Source organism: Ideonella sp. (assembly GCF_044358605.1).
Lineage (GTDB): Bacteria > Pseudomonadota > Gammaproteobacteria > Burkholderiales > Burkholderiaceae_C > Ideonella.
In genome coordinates this window covers 16,843-33,104 of the sequence record NZ_JBIKNQ010000002.1, presented here as the reverse complement: position 1 = coordinate 33,104, position 16,262 = coordinate 16,843, and the positions used below count along the sequence as shown (strand labels likewise).

Annotated in this window: 14 protein-coding genes and 1 tRNA gene; 6 read left to right on the top strand and 9 right to left on the bottom strand. The window is 64.5% G+C overall.

The annotated features are described in order from the left end of the window. The first annotated feature begins 14 nt into the window (after nt 1-14). Together ACIQ3Q_RS00965 and ACIQ3Q_RS00960 are read left to right on the top strand one after the other, a co-directional pair. Complete coding sequence (locus ACIQ3Q_RS00965; RefSeq protein WP_396267076.1) at nt 15-659, top strand: anti-sigma factor family protein; 645 nt, start codon at nt 15-17, stop codon at nt 657-659. 154 nt (nt 660-813) lie between these two features. Further along, nucleotides 814-1,974 (top strand): S8 family peptidase, encoded by a 1,161-nt coding sequence (locus ACIQ3Q_RS00960; RefSeq protein WP_396267075.1) that lies wholly within the window; start codon nt 814-816, stop codon nt 1,972-1,974. 72 nt (nt 1,975-2,046) lie between these two features. On the opposite strand, the gene ACIQ3Q_RS00955 is transcribed toward ACIQ3Q_RS00960, so the two are convergent. The 6 genes from ACIQ3Q_RS00955 to ACIQ3Q_RS00930 all read right to left on the bottom strand — a co-directional run bounded on the left by ACIQ3Q_RS00955 (nt 2,047) and on the right by ACIQ3Q_RS00930 (nt 7,290). Further along, nucleotides 2,047-2,673: a 50S ribosomal protein L25/general stress protein Ctc gene (locus tag ACIQ3Q_RS00955; RefSeq protein ID WP_396267074.1), complete on the bottom strand. Its 627-nt coding sequence runs from the start codon at nt 2,671-2,673 to the stop codon at nt 2,047-2,049. 113 nt (nt 2,674-2,786) lie between these two features. Then, on the bottom strand, nt 2,787-3,749 hold the full coding sequence (locus ACIQ3Q_RS00950) for a ribose-phosphate pyrophosphokinase (protein ID WP_396267073.1): 963 nt from the start codon (nt 3,747-3,749) through the stop codon (nt 2,787-2,789). A 136-nt stretch (nt 3,750-3,885) separates the two neighbouring features. Beyond that, nucleotides 3,886-3,962 (bottom strand) — tRNA-Gln (locus tag ACIQ3Q_RS00945). A gap of 39 nt (nt 3,963-4,001) precedes the next feature. After that, nucleotides 4,002-4,895, bottom strand: coding sequence for a 4-(cytidine 5'-diphospho)-2-C-methyl-D-erythritol kinase (gene ispE / locus ACIQ3Q_RS00940; protein WP_396267202.1), 894 nt, complete (start codon nt 4,893-4,895; stop codon nt 4,002-4,004). A gap of 5 nt (nt 4,896-4,900) precedes the next feature. Then, complete coding sequence (locus tag ACIQ3Q_RS00935; RefSeq protein ID WP_396267072.1) at nt 4,901-5,458, bottom strand: lipoprotein insertase outer membrane protein LolB; 558 nt, start codon at nt 5,456-5,458, stop codon at nt 4,901-4,903. Beyond that, a complete protein-coding gene (locus ACIQ3Q_RS00930; RefSeq protein WP_396267071.1) occupies nt 5,455-7,290 on the bottom strand; it encodes a tetratricopeptide repeat protein in 1,836 nt (611 codons plus the stop codon). The genes ACIQ3Q_RS00935 and ACIQ3Q_RS00930 overlap by 4 nt, the downstream gene beginning before the upstream one ends. A 70-nt stretch (nt 7,291-7,360) precedes the next feature. Here ACIQ3Q_RS00930 and mutM point away from each other — a divergent pair, with 70 nt between their 5' ends. From mutM to mutY, 3 genes are all read left to right on the top strand, one after another. Further along, nucleotides 7,361-8,188: a bifunctional DNA-formamidopyrimidine glycosylase/DNA-(apurinic or apyrimidinic site) lyase gene (gene mutM / locus ACIQ3Q_RS00925; RefSeq protein ID WP_396267070.1), complete on the top strand. Its 828-nt coding sequence runs from the start codon at nt 7,361-7,363 to the stop codon at nt 8,186-8,188. Between the two features lie 131 nt (nt 8,189-8,319). Then, nucleotides 8,320-10,572: a dynamin family protein gene (locus tag ACIQ3Q_RS00920; protein ID WP_396267069.1), complete on the top strand. Its 2,253-nt coding sequence runs from the start codon at nt 8,320-8,322 to the stop codon at nt 10,570-10,572. Next, nucleotides 10,569-11,657 (top strand): A/G-specific adenine glycosylase, encoded by a 1,089-nt coding sequence (gene mutY, locus ACIQ3Q_RS00915; protein ID WP_396267068.1) that lies wholly within the window; start codon nt 10,569-10,571, stop codon nt 11,655-11,657. The genes ACIQ3Q_RS00920 and mutY overlap by 4 nt, the downstream gene beginning before the upstream one ends. On the opposite strand, the gene rapZ is transcribed toward mutY, so the two are convergent. Genes rapZ through ACIQ3Q_RS00900 form a run of 3 tightly spaced genes read right to left on the bottom strand, consistent with a single transcriptional unit; the run spans nt 11,630 to nt 15,134 of the window. Continuing rightward, nucleotides 11,630-12,541, bottom strand: a complete 912-nt coding sequence (gene rapZ, locus ACIQ3Q_RS00910; protein ID WP_396267067.1) for an RNase adapter RapZ — start codon at nt 12,539-12,541, stop codon at nt 11,630-11,632. The two genes, mutY and rapZ, sit on opposite strands and share 28 nt — an antisense overlap. Further along, nucleotides 12,538-14,256, bottom strand: a complete 1,719-nt coding sequence (gene recN, locus ACIQ3Q_RS00905; RefSeq protein WP_396267066.1) for a DNA repair protein RecN — start codon at nt 14,254-14,256, stop codon at nt 12,538-12,540. Before recN ends, rapZ begins: the two co-directional genes overlap by 4 nt. 2 nt (nt 14,257-14,258) lie before the next feature. Beyond that, the gene (locus tag ACIQ3Q_RS00900; protein ID WP_396267065.1) at nt 14,259-15,134 is read right to left on the bottom strand and encodes an NAD kinase; all 876 of its coding nucleotides are present in this window, start codon (nt 15,132-15,134) and stop codon (nt 14,259-14,261) included. Nucleotides 15,135-15,205: 71 nt separating this feature from the next. On the opposite strand from ACIQ3Q_RS00900, the gene hrcA reads away from it, so the two are divergent. Further along, nucleotides 15,206-16,222: a heat-inducible transcriptional repressor HrcA gene (hrcA, locus tag ACIQ3Q_RS00895; RefSeq protein WP_396267064.1), complete on the top strand. Its 1,017-nt coding sequence runs from the start codon at nt 15,206-15,208 to the stop codon at nt 16,220-16,222. Nucleotides 16,223-16,262 lie beyond the last annotated feature (40 nt).

Below are 16,262 nucleotides of genomic sequence, written 5' to 3'. Positions count from 1 at the left end.
AAGGAATAGATCTTATGCAGCAACATGACACGCACGCCCAGGTCTGGGCCCAGATTCCGTGGCTGGTCAACGGCCGGGCCACCCCTGCGCAGCGCCAGCAGGCCGAGCAGCACCTGCTGAGTTGTACGGATTGCCAAGCAGAACTTAGTCGTCAGCAGTTGCTGGCGCAGGCTTTGAACGAAATGCCTGGCGGCCTAAAGGGCGATGTGGATAAAGGCTGGGCGGTGCTGTCACAGCGTCTGCCGCCGCAGGCTCCAAAGCCCCGCTCGGAGGAATCCTCTGGAACTTCACGGCGTTGGGTGCGCTGGTTGGGGGGCTTGGTGGCTGTCGAAGCGCTGGCAGTGGCCGCGCTGGCGCTGGTGATCATCAAGCCCAGCTTTCAACGCGCACCCGACGAGGGCTTCACTACACTCAGTACACCCAGTGCCCTGTCGTCTGAGGTGCGTTGGCGTGTGCTTCCCGACCCGACTCAGTCCTTAGCCCAGTGGCAGGCCAATCTGGTGACGCACCAAGTGCAAGTGCTGGGCGGGCCCTCGTCGGCGGGGGTTTGGAGTTTGGGTTGGGCGGGCGCACAAGCCCCTGATGTGGAGGCGGTGGCCCAGGCCTTGCGCACCAGCCCGGGCGTGCGCTTTGTAGAGGTCATGCCACATGCGCAGTGAAACGGGGTTGCGCCGACTGTTGGCAGCGCTGCTGTGTTGCGTGGGTCTGAGTTCGGCCCTGGGCCAAGGCCTAGCGGACTCCTCTGGGCCAGGTATTCACAGCAGGACGGCCCGCCCGCAGGACTGGTCGCATGAGTCGGGCACTGAGGCTTTCTTGCTGCTCCTCGACAACCCCGTGCACAGCCAGGTGGTGCAGGCGGGTTCATGGGGGGCCTTGGGTTATCGGCAGCGGCGTGCCTACGCCGTGCATCCCCAGGTCGAAGCCATGGCGGCCGCCTTGGTGGCGGAATACAAACTGGTCGTGCTGGACGCTTGGCCCATGGACCCTTTGCGGGTGCACTGTTTGGCGGTGCGGTTCAGTGACTCGGCGTCGGGTCCAGCGACCTTGGCCCAGTTGCGGCGCGATCCGCGCATACAGCAGTTGCAGCGCCTTCAAGATTTTGCCGTCCAGGCCACGCCGCAGCCTGCCAGCCTGATGGCCCCCAGTGCCTTGGTGGACGATAGGCTGGATATTCGCTCGGCCCACCTGCGCGCGCGCGGCGAGGGTGTGCGGGTGGCGGTGGTGGACACAGGCATGGATGTGGCGCACCCTGCGCTGGCCGATGCGGTGCTGGAAGCCCGAAACTTTGTGGACCAAGACGATGCACAGTTCCGCAGGGACCAGCATGGCACGCAAGTGGCCGGATTGCTGTCGGCCAGGCCTCGGGCGGATGTTGGCGTTGTGGGGCTGGCGCCCGCTGCGGGCCTGCTGGCCTACAAGGCTTGCTGGGCGAGGGCACCCGCCAGCGATGGGCGCGCCCAATGCAATACGCTGACTTTGGCCAAAGCCCTGGTGGCCGCCTTGGACGCGCGCGCCGATGTGCTCAACCTCAGTCTGTCTGGCCCGCCAGATCCGCTCTTGGAGCGGCTGCTGGCGGTGGCCATCACACGGGGGGTTGCCGTCTTCGGGGCGGTGCCGCCGGATGGTCGCAAGAGTGGCTTTCCGCTGAGCGTGCCAGGCGTCATGGCTGTCGACCGCACCGAAACGGCCCGCGCCCTGGTGCCGGGTGAGCTGCGGGCTCCTGGCGAGGATGTGATGACGCTCAAAGCCGGCGGCGGCGGCGGCTTTGCCAGCGGCTCGTCCATGGCCACGGCCCAGGCCAGCGCGGTGGCAGCCTTGCTGCGCAGCGTGCGCCCTAAAGCCTCGGTGGCTCAACTGACGCAGTGGATGATGGCTGCCAGCCCGCAAGGCGTGCTCAATGCCTGTTTGGCCTTGCGGCTCGCTGGCGAGCCCGTGGTGTGTCGAGGTGACGTGGGCGTGTTCGCCAAGCCATGAGCCCATGAAAAAGCCCCGCCAAGGCGGGGCTTTGACGGGCGAGCAGCACAGAGCGGCTCGGCCAGCGAAGAATTACTTCTTCTTCTTGGCGTCTTTCTTGCCCTTGTCAGCAGCAGGCGCTGCGACCACGACTTCTTCCTCAACCTTGGCTTCAGCCACAGACACCACGACGGGGTTCTGGGTGCCGTGCTTCACGGCCTTGATGCCTTCAGGCAGGGTCAGGTCGGAGACGTGCAAGCTCTTGCCCTTGACCAGACCCGACAGGTCCACGGCCACGAACTCAGGCAATTGAACAGCCAAGCACTCGATTTCGATCTCGGTGGCCACGTGGCTGACGATGCACTTGTCGGTCTTCACGGCGACAGAGTTTTCTTCGTTCGAGAAGTGCAGGGGCACTTTCTTGCGCAGCTTGGTGGTGTCGTCCACGCGCTGGAAGTCCACGTGCAGCACTTGCTGCTTCCAGGGGTGCATTTGGAAGGCGCGCAGCAGCACCTTTTGCGTCTTGCCAGCCACTTTCATCTCGAGGATGGACGAATGGAAGGCTTCCTTCTTCAGGGCGAAGAACAGCGCGTTGTGATCGACTTCGATCATCGCGGGCTCACCAGCACCAAAAACGATGCCGGGCACCTTGCCCGACACTCGCAGGCGGCGGCTCGCTCCGGTCCCCTGCTTAGCGCGCTCGAAAGCTACGAATTGCATGACACTCTCCAATGAGTCGGGGCGTTCCGCGACCAGAATCGCCCCTGTTTAAAAAGCGCTTCAACCAAGGCTGAAGCGCCAGCGAAAAAGGCCCAGCCCCGAAAGGCTGAACCTTAGAAATTGTTGTTCTGCTCAGAGAACAGCGAGGTCACCGACTCACCGTCCGAGATGCGGCGGATGGTCTCGGCAAACAAGAAAGCCACCGACAACTGGCGGATCTTCTTGCAGGCCTTGGCGGCGTCACTGAGCGGAATGGTGTTGGTGATGACGACTTCGTCAAGCTGAGAGCTTTGGATGCGCTCAATCGCCGGGCCTGAGAACACGGCGTGGGTGCAGTAGGCGTAGACGCTCTTAGCACCGCGCTCTTTGAGCACTTCAGCGGCTTTGACCAAGGTGCCAGCGGTGTCGATCATGTCGTCCATGATCACGCAGTTGCGGCCTTCGATCTCACCGATGATGTGCATCACCTCAGACACATTGGCCTTGGGACGACGCTTGTCGATGATGGCCAGATCGCAACCCAGCTGCTTGGCCAAGGCGCGTGCGCGCACCACACCGCCGACGTCCGGGCTCACCACCACCAAATCAGGGTAGTTCTTGGCCTTGAGGTCGGTCAGCAGCACGGGGCTGGCGTAGATGTTGTCGACGGGAATGTCGAAGAAGCCTTGGATCTGGTCGGCGTGCAAGTCCATGGTCAGCACGCGCTCAACGCCCACGGTCTCCAGCAGATTGGCCACGACCTTGGCCGAAATGGGCACACGGGTGGAGCGGGGACGACGGTCTTGGCGGGCGTAGCCGAAGTAGGGGATCACGGCGGTGATGCGGCGAGCGCTGGCGCGCTTCAGGGCATCCACCATGATCAACAGTTCCATCACGTTCTCGTTGGTTGGGGCGCAGGTGGACTGCACCACGAACACATCGCGAGCACGAACGTTTTGTTGGATCTCGACGGTGACTTCACCGTCCAAGAAGCGGCCCACACTGGCCTTGCCGAGTTCGGAGCCCAGATGGGTGGCCATCTCTTGGGCCAGCACCGGATTGGCGTTACCCGTGAACAGGACAGTGTTGAACAGCACGTCAGCGTCTCCGGCGGAAACTTCAATGTTACGAGGCCAAAAACTGCAGGCCCCAAACAAAAAAACCGCGCAACAAAAGCGCGCGGTCTTTGGCTTGTAGCGTCCAAGCCTTTAGGCTTGGACTGCTGAGATCATTTGGCAGGGGAGGAAGGACTCGAACCCTCGCATGTCGGAATCAAAATCCGATGCCTTGACCAACTTGGCGACTCCCCTACACAGGACATAACCTGACGGCTATACCCCTTTAACTTCTCAGCTGGCCCACCCTGCTAAAGGATGCTCAACCAAGCTGTGGCACATTCGACCGACCCAGCCTTCAGGCAATTTGCCTTCCAACTCTGTCGCCATAGGACGATTCCCTGCGCCGTTTTCTTCAACCCTTGCAAACACTGCACTGCCTGAGCCCGTCATCCGGCTGTTGCCGAACGCTTGCTCCAACCACTGCCTTGCCTGCGTCACCTCGGGGCACAAGGCCTCGGCTGCTGCTTGCAAGTCGTTGTGCCCAAATCCATCAAGAAGACTCTTGCTGTTTTGCTCACAAACCGTGTCTGCTAGAGAGCCCGAAACTATAGCAGGCTTTGTATCGCGTGTCACCAAATCGCTTGAAAAAATTGCGGCTGTCGCAATCGCTTGGGGCGGTTTGATCACGGCAAAGCGCTGTGGCGGAACATCGATGGGCGTCAACTTTTCGCCAATCCCTTCGACAAACGCATTATGCCCGCCGATGAAGAAGGGCACGTCCGCACCGAGGCGTGCGCCCAGTGAAAGAAGTTGCTCACGCGACCAGTTCAAGCCCCAGAGCCTGTTCAAGCCCAGCAGGGTGGTGGCGGCGTCGGAGCTGCCGCCGCCCATGCCTGCGCCCCAGGGCACATGCTTGAAGATGGAAATGTCTGCACCGAAGCTTGTGCCGCTGGCTTGCTGCAGGCTGCGAGCGGCACGCAGGCATAAGTCGTCTGCGGGCAGCTCCGGGCCCAGATCGTGGCGCTGCAATTGGCCGTCATGGCGTAATTCCAAGTGCAAGGTGTCGGCCCAGTCGATGAGCACAAACACCGACTCCAACAAATGGTAGCCATCGGCACGGCGCCCCAGCACATGCAAGAACAAATTGAGCTTGGCCGGTGCGGCCAAGTCCGACAAAGAAGTCATGCTCATCAACGATCCAATCGAATGCGCAGCCGCACCGCAGGGGGCTGCTCGCGTCGGGCTTCGACCCAGCCCTCCGCTTCCAGGCGGCTGGCATCGACCAGCCAGTCCGCTTGCCAGAAACGCGGCCCGCCGGCGTCGCCTGCAGGCACCTGCCATTGCACGTCTGCACCGGGCCAAGGCTGGCCTTTGAGCCACGAGGGCAGGGCGGCCAGGGGTACAGATTCGCCCAAGGCGCTGCGTGACAGCTCGTCCAGGTTGGCATAGGCCTGCGGGCCTTGGCCGCTGTCCAAGGTGACGCCTTGCGGGCTCCATTGGGCCAAGGCGAGCACCGTGCCCAAGGGGCTGAAGAGTCGCAACTCACCGTGATGTTCATGGCCCGAGAGCTCAAAACTGGCGCTGACAGATTGGGCCGGGCCGCTGGGGCTCTCCGCCACCCGCAGGGCCATGCGGCCTTGCAGTGCGGGCGCGGCATCAGGGGCGCGGGGTGGTGCCGTCACGCAGGCGCTCAGGCTCAAGGCCAAGCAAAACGCCGCAGCCAGGCGGCACCAGGTTCCCCCGCTCATAACTTCACTTGCAGGCGCTGCAGCGTCTCTTGAAGCACTTCGTTGTCGGGCTCGCGGGGTTGGGCCTCGCGCCAGATTTGCAGGGCTTCATCACGGCGCCCGGCTTGCCACAAGGCTTCGCCCAAATGCGCCGCCACCTCGACATGCGGGCGGGCAATGTGGGATTGCTGTAGCAAGCGTATGGCCTCTTCCAGCCGCCCCTGCCTGAAGGCGACCCAGCCCAGGCTATCAATGATGAACGGGTCGCCGGGGGCCATGCTGGCGGCCTTGTTCAGCAGGGCTTGGGCCTCGTCCAAGCGGACATTGCGCTCGGTCAGGGAGTAGCCCAGGGCATTGACGGCATGGTGGTCGTCGGGCTTGAGTGTCATGACCCGACGCAGCAGCACTTCCATGTCGTCATAGCGCTTCAGACGGTCGGCCGTCATGGCCAGCTCATAAATCAGCACCGAGTCTTCTGGGCTCTGGCGCATGGCCTCCAACAGCAGGTCATAGGCGCTCTGCCATTGCTTTCGATCGCGCAGCAGTTGGGCCTCGGCCAAGAGCCGAGCGCGGGCGTCGGGGTTGCCTTTGGCTGCTCCGGCGCGCAGCAGGGCGCGGGCTTCGGTCAGGCGTCCGCTGGCGGCCAGCAGAGAAGCCCGGCGTGCCAGTACGGCCAAGTCCACCTCTTGAGCGGGAATGCGATCCAGCCATTGGCTGGCCGCTTGGGGCTCTTTGAGGTGTTCCCAGGCCTGGGCCATCAGCACATAAGCCAGGTGCGGCCCGGCTTCGTTGGTGTCGGCGTCTGAATCCTTGTTGGTGCTGCTGCGCTTGGCCTCGGCATCGGCGGCCAAGAAGCGCTCCAGAGAGGCAATGCCATCGCGGCTCTCGCGCAGCTCAATCTGATAGGCACCCAGGGTCAACCAGGCGACGGACAGTTGAGGCTGCTGCGCCAGAGCCAGTTTGAGTTGGGTGGCCGCCTCGCCCAGGCGTTGGCGGCGGTCCAGGCTGCGGGCATAGGCCAGGCGCACTTGGGCCGGGGTGGTGGGGCTGGCCAGTGAGCCTTGCACCAGGGCTTCGGCTGCCGGTGCTTTGGGAATTAACTCCAGAGCCAGCAAGGTGGGGCCCATGGCCGTCGGCTCTTGGCCCAGGGCCTTGCGGGCCAGGGTCAGGGCGGTGTCCACTTGGCCTGCCGCCAAGGCGACGCGGCCTCGCGCTGTCCAGGCCGCCACTTGCGTGCTGGCTTGGCTTTCAAACGGCGTCAAGGCTTGCTCGGCGGCCTTCAGGGCCAGGGCTTTGTCTTTGAGCCCCGCCAAGAAGCGCGGCAAGCCGCTGATCACCAGCTCTTGTTCGCTGGCGGGTTGGCTTTGCAGCAGGTGGCGCAAGGGCTCGCCCAACTCCGCAGGGCGGTCCATGGCCACCAAGACTTGCACCAAGGTTCTTGCGGCTTCGGTGGATTGAGGCAGGGCTTGGCGCCAGGCCTTGGCGGCCTGTAGTGCGGAATCGCCCGCACGCGCCTGGATGGCCAACTCCACCGCGCGACGGTAGAGGCCCTCGTCCTTGGTGCGCCGCGCGCCGTCGAGCATCACCTCATGGGCATTGCCCAGGCGTCCGGATTGGGCTTCCAGCTCGCCGATCAGCAGTTGGTAGAACATCGGCGCATCGAGGGCGCTGTTCTGTAGGGGAGCCGAGGCGGCCTCTGCGGGCGGGGGCGTCTGCGCCGAGACGCACAGCGGAGACAGCCACAGCGCGGCCAGCACACTGGCCAAAGCGGCCCTTTTGGGCAGGGGCCAAGTGGGCAAAGTCGGGGCTGCTGCCCCGGGCTGGGCCGACGGTCGAACAAAGCGTTGGGTCATCTTCTCTCCAGCGATGCAGGATTCTACGGGCCGCCCTGTGTGGGGGCAGGCCCTCTTCCATAATCAAACCATGCCTGAATTGCCAGAAGTTGAAGTGACCCGCTTAAGTGTGGCGGGCGTCACCGGTGCCCGTGTGTTGGGTTTGCGCCTGGGAAAGCCGCTGCGCTGGCCGCTGGGTTGCGAGCCTGCGGCCAGTGTGGTCGGACGCACCGTGGGCGAGGTTCAGCGGCGGGGTAAATATTTGTGGCTGCCCTTGCTGAGCCTGGGGCAGGCCGATGGTGGGCTGTTGTGGCACTTGGGCATGTCGGGCTCGCTGAGTTGGCTGGCGCAGGCTCCGCTGCCCGGCCCGCATGACCACGCGGACTTGCAGACCGACCGTGGCACCTTGCGCTTGACCGACCCTAGGCGCTTCGGTGCCGTGGTGTGGTCGCCGGCCTTGGAGGTGGACCCAGCGGCCAAGCTGCTGGCTCGACTGGGGCCGGAGCCCTTTGACCCTGCGCTCACCGCCCAAGGCTTCCACGCCGCCTTGCGTCAGCGGCGAGTGGCGATCAAGCAAGCGCTGCTCTCGGGTGAGTTGGTGGTGGGGGCGGGCAATATCTACGCCAGCGATGCCCTGTTCGAGGCCGGTATTGACCCTCGCACCCGCTGCGACCGCATTGCTGCAGCACGCGCCGCACGCCTGCTGGCGGCGGTGCGGAGGGTCTTGACCGAGGCCATTGCGGCCGGGGGCTCAACCCTGAAAGACTTCAAGGACGCCCACGGCACGGTGGGCCAATACCAGGGCCAAGCCCGGGTTTATGGGCGTGAAGGCCAGGCCTGCCAGCGCTGCGGCGGCACGATCAAGCGTTTGGTGCAAGGGCAGCGGGCCACCTACTATTGCCCAGGGTGCCAACACTGAGCCTGCGGTTTGGCCCGCAGGCAAGCGCATCTTAGGGGCGGCTTGTGAGTCGTTATGCCGCCACAAGGTGTGACGGTGTGTGCTGTGGGGTTCACGACCAGAGCCACTGCGGCTAGGATGCTCGCTGGTCTTTGCTGCCCCCACCTGTTGTGTCGTTCTCCAACTCGCTCTCCAGTCCCCGTGATCTTCAGCCGGCGCTTGCGCCTTTGCTGGACGCCTTGGCCGAATGGCGCATGACCATGGCGGGGCAGATGATCGTCCTCGAGAGCTTTTTGCGGGACGCTGATCTGCTCACCCCGGACGCCGCCAACCAATGCGCGGGCCTGCGCCAGCGTTTGGCCACCGACCGCTTGGTGATTGCCTTTGTGGCCGAGTTTGCGCGCGGTAAGTCTGAGCTGATCAACGCTATTTTCTTTGCCGACGCCGGGCAGCGCGTTTTGCCGGCCACGCCGGGGCGCACCACCAAGTGCCCGGTTGAGCTGTGCTGGGACGAGCGCGACCCTCCGCGTCTGGCACTCTTGCCCATCGACACCCGCCTGCGCCCTGAAACCCTGGCCGACTGGCGCGACATGCCTGAAGCATGGACGACGATGGAGCTGGATACCTCGGACACCAATGCCTTGGTGAAGTCGCTGTCGCAAGTCACGGCCACCCGCTATGTCAGCCGCGAACAGGCGCACTCGCTGGGCCTGTGGTCTGAAGAGCACCCAGACGACAACCCGCCCAGCACGTCTGACGGCCGGGTCGAAGTGCCGGCTTGGCGGCATGCCGTCATCAATTACCCCCACCCCTTGCTCAAGCGGGGTTTGGTGGTGGTGGATACCCCGGGCCTGAATGCCATTGGTACGGAGCCCGAGCTGACCTTGAGCCTGCTGCCCTCGGCGCACGCCGTGCTGTTCATCTTGGGGGCAGACACCGGCGTCACGCGCACCGACTTGGCGGTGTGGAACCAGCACCTGAACGACCCTTCGCTGGCCCGCTATGTGGTGCTCAACAAGATCGACACCCTGGCCGACCCGCTGGCGACCAGCATGGAGCGGCAAGAGCTGATCGAGCGCCAGTGCCTCAGTGCGGCCGATACGCTGGGTGTGCCGCGCCATCGCGTGTTTCCGGTCTCAGCCCGGCAAGCTTTGTCGGCCCGTTTGCAGAACGACAGCTTTGGCCTCGTTGGCTCCAAGGTGCCGGTGCTGGAGAACGCGCTGCGTGACGAGCTGCTGCCGCAACGCCAGCGCCTCTTGTCCACGGCCGTCATCAGCCAAGTGCAAAGCCTGCAAGAGCAGATCAGCCGCCGTTTGCGCGAGCTGCGCCGCCAAAACGCCGAGCAAATGCTGGAGCTGCGGGCCCTGCGCGGCAAGAGCAGCGGCCGCATCGGCATGATGCTGGCGCGCGTGCACTCTGACACCGAAGAGTTCAACCGTTGTGCGGCCCGCCTCACAGCGCTCAAGTCGGTGCAGCAGCGCATGGTGCGCGGGGCCTTGGCTCACCTGGATGCCTCGCATGTGCGCGCGGCGGCTGAGCGCTTGCAGCAAGCCTTGGGGGGCGGCTGGTTCAATCTGCGTGCCAAACCCTTGTTTGCCGATGTCTGCCGCACCTTGGTGGAGCAAATCGACCGCGCGGCCCATGATTCGGTGGAATCTCAGCACATGCTGACGGCCAGCTTCCGCCAGCTCAATGCGGAGTTTGGCTTCACCCTGGAAGTGGCCGCGCCCCCAGACTACGCGCCGCTGCGCGACGAATTGGGCCGGATCGAGCAAGGCTATGCCCGCTATTTCGGCGTGGGTGGTCGCATGCGCATGAACTCCCAGGCCTTTGCCGAGCAGTTTCAGCGCATGTTGGTCTCCAAGCTGCGCATTGTGTTTGACCAAGCGGCCTCGCAACTCGATGCCTGGAACGAAGCCATCACGGCTCAGTTGGACGGCCAATTCAGAGACCGCCGTCAGAGCTTCCGCCGCCGCAAAGAAAACCTGGAGCGCATCCAAGAGGCCACGGGCGAATTGGAAACCCGCCTGGTGGACGTGGAGCGGGTCGACCAGCAATTGCTGGAGCAGGCGGACCGTGCTTTTGTGTTGACGGCGGCTCTGCGCCTGCGCGCGCAGCAAGGCCCCAGCCCCGTCACAGAGCCTGCGGCCGCCCCCACGGCCCTGACGGCTGCGCCGGTGGCCGCACCGGCGTTCCAGAAGAGTGCGCTGCCTGCGGGCATCCAAATGAATATTGGCGAGCACGACGACGCCGCATCGCAGGTGGATCTTTACCTGCCCGACCTGCAGCTCAACTTTCGGACCGACCAATTGGATGCCGCCTTGGCGCCGCCGTCTGTCGCCAAGCCTTTGGGTTTGGTGCACAGCGATGGCGTGCGGCCCAGCCTCGAACCCGACCTCGAATGAGCAGCCCAGACGCCGCACCGCAGGGCGCTGCGGACTTGGCGGCGCGCGTGGTCGCTTGGCAGCGTGTGCATGGACGGCATAGCTTGCCTTGGCAGCAGACGCGTGACCCCTACCGCGTGTGGCTCTCTGAGATCATGCTGCAGCAAACCCAGGTCAGCACGGTGCTGGGCTATTACGAGCGCTTCTTGAACCGCTTTCCCGATGTGGCCGCTTTGGCCGCCGCCCCGCAAGACGAGGTCTTGGCGCTGTGGGCAGGCTTGGGCTATTACAGCCGCGCCCGCAATCTGCACCGCTGCGCCCAAGCCGTGGTGGCTGAGCATGGCGGAGCCTTTCCGCGCACGGCGGCCGAGCTGATGACCCTGCCGGGCATCGGCCGCTCAACCTCTGCCGCCATCGCCGCCTTTTGCTTCGGCGAGCGGGTGGCTATCTTGGATGGCAATGTCAAACGGGTGTTGACGCGCGTGCTGGGCTTTGGCGAAGACCTAGCGCAGGCGGCCCACGAAAAGACCTTGTGGCGCATGGCCGAGGCGGTGTTGCCGAACGATGAGGGCATTGAGGCTTACACCCAAGGCCTGATGGACTTAGGGGCCACCGTCTGCCTGCAGCGCACGCCCCACTGCGAGGCCTGCCCGTTGACCTCGCTTTGCGTGGCCCGGGCGCAAGGGCGGCCCCAAGACTACCCCGTCAAGCGGCGCAAGCTGGTGCGCAGCCAGCGGGCGCATGCCCTTTTGTGGCTGGAGCATGGTGCCCAGGTGTGGCTAGTCCAGCGGCCGCAAACCGGTGTGTGGGCCGGCTTGTGGGCACTGCCTGAGTTTGAAAGCATGGATGCGCTGGATCAAGCCTGCGCGGCGTGGCCCGGCGAGCGCCAGACTTACGCCACCATTCACCATGTGCTGACCCACTTTGACTGGGCCCTTAGCCCGGTGCGTCTGAAGCTGGTGGATGGTGCGGCGTTGAATGAAGCCTTGGCCGCGCAGTGGCCCTCCGGGCGGTGGGTCTCGCGAGCGCGACTGGACGACTACGGCCTACCCGCCCCAGTCAAAAAGCTTCTCTACGGTCAGGTTCTACCGTCCAACTCGCGGTGACGCTTGAGGGTGGTCACCGCGTCGCTGAAGCGCGCGGTCAGTGACTCGACGAAGTACACCGACCGATGCTGGCCACCCGTGCAGCCAATGGCCACGGTGAGGTAGCTGCGCTGGTCGTCTTCAAAGGCCGGCAGCCAGCGCCGCACAAAGGCGTCGATCTGGCCCAACATTTCATTCACCTCAGGCTGCCCCGCCAAGTACTCGGCCACCGGTTCATCTTTGCCGTTCAAAGGCCGCAACTCCCGGATGTAGAAGGGGTTGGGCAGCACCCGGACATCAAACATCAAGTCGGCATCCAGGGGCACGCCGTGCTTGAAGGCAAAGGACTCGAACACCAGGGTCAAGCCGCTGCGTGTGGCGCCCACCAAGTCGCGCACCCAAAGGCGTAGCTGGGCCGGGCGCAACTGGCTGGTGTCCAGCACCGAGGACTGCTCGCGCAAATCGGCCAGCAGGTCACGTTCCAGCTCGATGGCATCAAACAGCATGCGGTGTGGGTCGCCCGCCTCGCTGGGCTTGGAGAGGGGATGCGGGCGGCGGGTTTCTGAAAAGCGCCGGATCAATGCGGTGGTCGTGGCATTCAGAAAGATGGTGCGGACCTGCACGCCTTCGGCCTTGAGCTGTTGAAGCACAGGCAACAAGCTGGGCAAAGAACTGGCCGTGCGCACATCCACAGCGATGGCCATCTTGCGCACGCCGTGCAGGCTTTCGACCTTGATGAAGTCGCGCAGCAACTCTGGCGGCAGGTTGTCGACGCAGAAGTATCCGGCGTCTTCCAGCGCATGCAGGGCCACGGACTTGCCCGAGCCGGAGATGCCGGTGACCAGCACCACCTCGCGGTCTTGCAGGTCGGCGTTGGCGGGCAGTAGAGGGGTGTGGGGGCTCATGCGTGGGGGGCGCGGCGCGCCTGGTGTGGCGGCGTCGCTTGGTTCAACAATTCTTGGGCATGGGCCAGGCTGGTGCCCTGGGCACGTTCGCCGCCCAACATGCGTGCCACTTCGGCCACGCGGGCTTCGCCACTCACCGGGCTGATGCGGGAGTGGGTCTGTCCGCCGTCGTTGGCTTTAGCCACCACCAGATGGTGGTCGCCGCAGGCGGCGACTTGGGGCAGGTGGGTCACGGCCAGCACTTGGGCGCTCTGGCCCAGTTGCTTCATCATGCGGCCCACGGCGTCGGCCACCGTGCCGCCCACACCCGAGTCGATCTCATCGAAGATCAAGGTGCTGGGCGCGGGGCGGTCGACCTGTGGCGAATTGCTGGCTTGAGCTTGCCGCTCGCGCGCGGTGGTCACCGCAATGGCTAGGGCCAGGCGCGAAAGCTCTCCGCCTGAGGCCACTTTGCCCAAAGGCCGGGGCGTGCTGCCCGCATGCCCCGCCACCAAAAACTCAGCGGCTTCGAGGCCGAAGGCCTGGGGTTGGTCTTGCGGCAGCAAGGCCACTTCAAAGCGACCGCCGGCCATGCCCAACTGTTGCATGGCTTCCGTCACGCGGGCGGAGAGCGGCCCGGCCGCTTGATGCCGGGCTTGGCTGACGCGCTGGGCTTCTTCGCGCCATTGGCTTTCTGCCTCGCTGACGGCACGCTCCAAGGCGGCCAGGTCTGAGGCCTTTTCCAGGGCGTCCAGCGCGCCGCGCCATTCGGTCAGCAGGGCCGGCAACTCGTCGGGGGCGCGGCGGTAGCGCCGGGCCAGCCCCATCCACGCCGAGAGGCGTGTGTCCAGCTCTTCCAGGCGCTGTGGGTCGGGCTCGACCCGACCGAGGTAAGCGTTCAGGCTGTGCGCGGCATCGTCCAGTTGGGCTTGGGCGCCACGCAAGGCTTCCATCACGTTCTGTACTTGCGGGTCCCAGGCGCTGACTTGGTCCAGCGCATTCAGCGCGCGCGCCACCAAGCGGCTAGCGCTTTGGTCGTCTTCATCTACCCATTGATGGGCTTGGTGGGCGGCATCGACCAAGGCTTGGCCGTGGCCCAAGCGCTGGTGTTCGGCATTGAGCTCGGCCCATTCATCGGCCTTAGGCGCTAAGCGTTCCAGCTCACCAATCTGCCAGGCCAATCGCTCGCGTTCGCTGTCGAGTTCACCCTGTCTTGTCTTGGCGCGGGCCAAGCCTTCCATGGCCTCGCGCCAGTGGGCATAGGCCTGCGCCAGGGGGCGGGTGTTCAGGCCGGCTTGCTCGTCCAGCAAGGCTCGCACCGAGGCCGGGCGGGTCAGCCCTTGCCACGCATGCTGGCCGTGGATGTCCACCAAGTGGTCGGCCATCTCACGCAGTTGAGCCAAGGTGGCTGGGCTGCCGTTGATGAAGCCGCGGCTCTTGCCTTGGGCATCAATGACCCGGCGCAGCATCAGCTCCTCACCGCCTTCAAAGCCATGCTCTTCCAGCCACGTGGCCAAGGCGGCGGGGGCATCAAAGGTGGCGGTGATGTCAGCCCGGGCGGCGCCATCGCGCACCACCGGGCTGTCGGCCCGTGCGCCCAAAGCCAGTTGCAGCGCGTCGATCAAGATGGACTTGCCTGCACCGGTCTCGCCAGTCAGCACCGTGAAGCCAGCGCCGAAGCTCACGTCCAAGTGCGTGACGATGACAAAGTCTTTGAGCGTCAGGTGTTTGAGCATACTCAGACCACACCCTCATACCAGCGCAGCTTGCGCCGCAGGGTGGCGTAATAACTCCAGCCTCTGGGGTGCAAGAAGCGCACGGCCACGCTGGAGCGGCCCACGCGTACTTGGTCGCCGTGCATCAGGCTGGCCAAGCTGTGCATGTCGAAATTGGCACTGCTGTCCTTGCCCGACACGATGGTGACCTGCACTTCCTGCGTGTCTGGCAGCACGATGGGCCGGTTCGACAGGGTGTGCGACGCAATCGGCACCACGATCCAGCCGCCCACGGAAGGGTGCAGGATGGGGCCGCCCGCAGACAAGGCATAGGCTGTGGAGCCTGTGGGTGAGGCGATGATCAAGCCGTCTGCGCGCATATTGGCCACGAACTCGCCGCCAATGTCCACGCGCAGCTCCACCATGCTGGCGGTCGGGCCGCGAGCCACCACCACATCATTCAGGGCCATGCCTTGGAAGATGGCTTCGTTGTCACGCCAGACGCCGCCTTCCATCATGGAGCGGCGCTCTTCCTCGTAATCGCCGCGCACGATAGGCCCCAGCGCTTCGGCCCAATCGGTGCCGCGCACATCGGTGATGAAGCCCAGCCGCCCTTGGTTGATGCCCACCAAAGGCACGTTGAAGGGGGCCAACTCGCGGGCGATGCCCAGCATGGTGCCGTCGCCCCCCACCACCACGGCGATGTCGCACTGCGCACCGATCTCGGCAGGGCTTAATGCGCCGTACTCGTTCCAATCTGTGGCCAAGGCCGTGTCGCGGTCGACTGAGACATCCAGACCCTGGCGGGTCAAAAATTGGGCGATCTGCTCCAGCAAAGGGCGAATGCCCTGTGCTTGGTGTTTGCCCACGAGCGCGGCGTGACGAAAACGGGTCGGCATGGTGCGAGGAATTACACCACAGCCCCCGTGCACGTCAGGCGCATTACAGGGCACATCCGTACAATGGCCCCATGTTGGACGACCGTGCCCGATCCCTGCTCAAAACCCTGGTGGAACGCTATATCGCGGACGGCCAACCCGTGGGCTCGCGCACCTTGTCCAAGGCCTCGGGTTTAGAGCTGTCTCCGGCCACGATCCGCAACGTCATGGCCGACCTGGAAGAGTTGGGCCTGATCGTCAGCCCGCACACCTCGGCGGGGCGCATTCCCACCCCTCGCGGCTATCGCCTGTTTGTGGACACCATGCTGACCGCCAGGCCCGTGGACGCCGGCATGCCCGAAATGGCCGAAGCGCCATTGCACCCGGACCAGCCCCAGCGTGTGATTGCCCAAGCGGCCACGCTGCTGTCCAACCTCTCCAGCTTTGTGGGCGTGATCTCCGCTCCCAAAAAGGCCAGCGTGTTTCGGCACATTGAGTTCTTGCGCTTGGGGGAGCGCCGGGTGTTGGTGATCTTGGTCGCACCGGATGGCGATGTTCAAAACCGCGTGCTCTTCACCCAGCATGACCACAGCCAAAGCGAATTGGTCGAAGCCACCAACTTCCTGAATGCGCATTACGGGGGCCTCACCATCGAAGAGGTGCGGCTGCGCCTCAAGTCAGAAGTCGATGTGCTGAGGGGAGAGATTGCCACCCTGATGCGTGCCGCCGTGCAGGTGGGCACTGAGGTGATGGAAGAAAACCAAGAGCAAGTCGTGGTCAGCGGTGAGCGCAATTTGCTGGGCGTGCAAGACTTTGGCAACGACCTGGGCGCCATGCGCAAGATGTTCGACCTCTTCGAGCAAAAAACCCATCTGCTGCGCTTGCTCGACACCTCCAGCCGCGCCGAGGGCGTGCGCATTTTTATCGGGGGCGAAAGCGGCGTCGTGCCCTACGAAGAGCTTTCGGTGGTTTCAGCACCCTACGAAATTGACGGTCGCATCGTCGGCACGCTGGGCGTGATTGGCCCCACCCGCATGGCCTACGACCGTATGATCCAGATCGTGGACATCACCTCCAAGCTCGTGGGCAACGCGCTCTCGCAGCGCTGAATTCCCAAAAGGCGCTCGCAAGCCCCCTACAATCGCAACC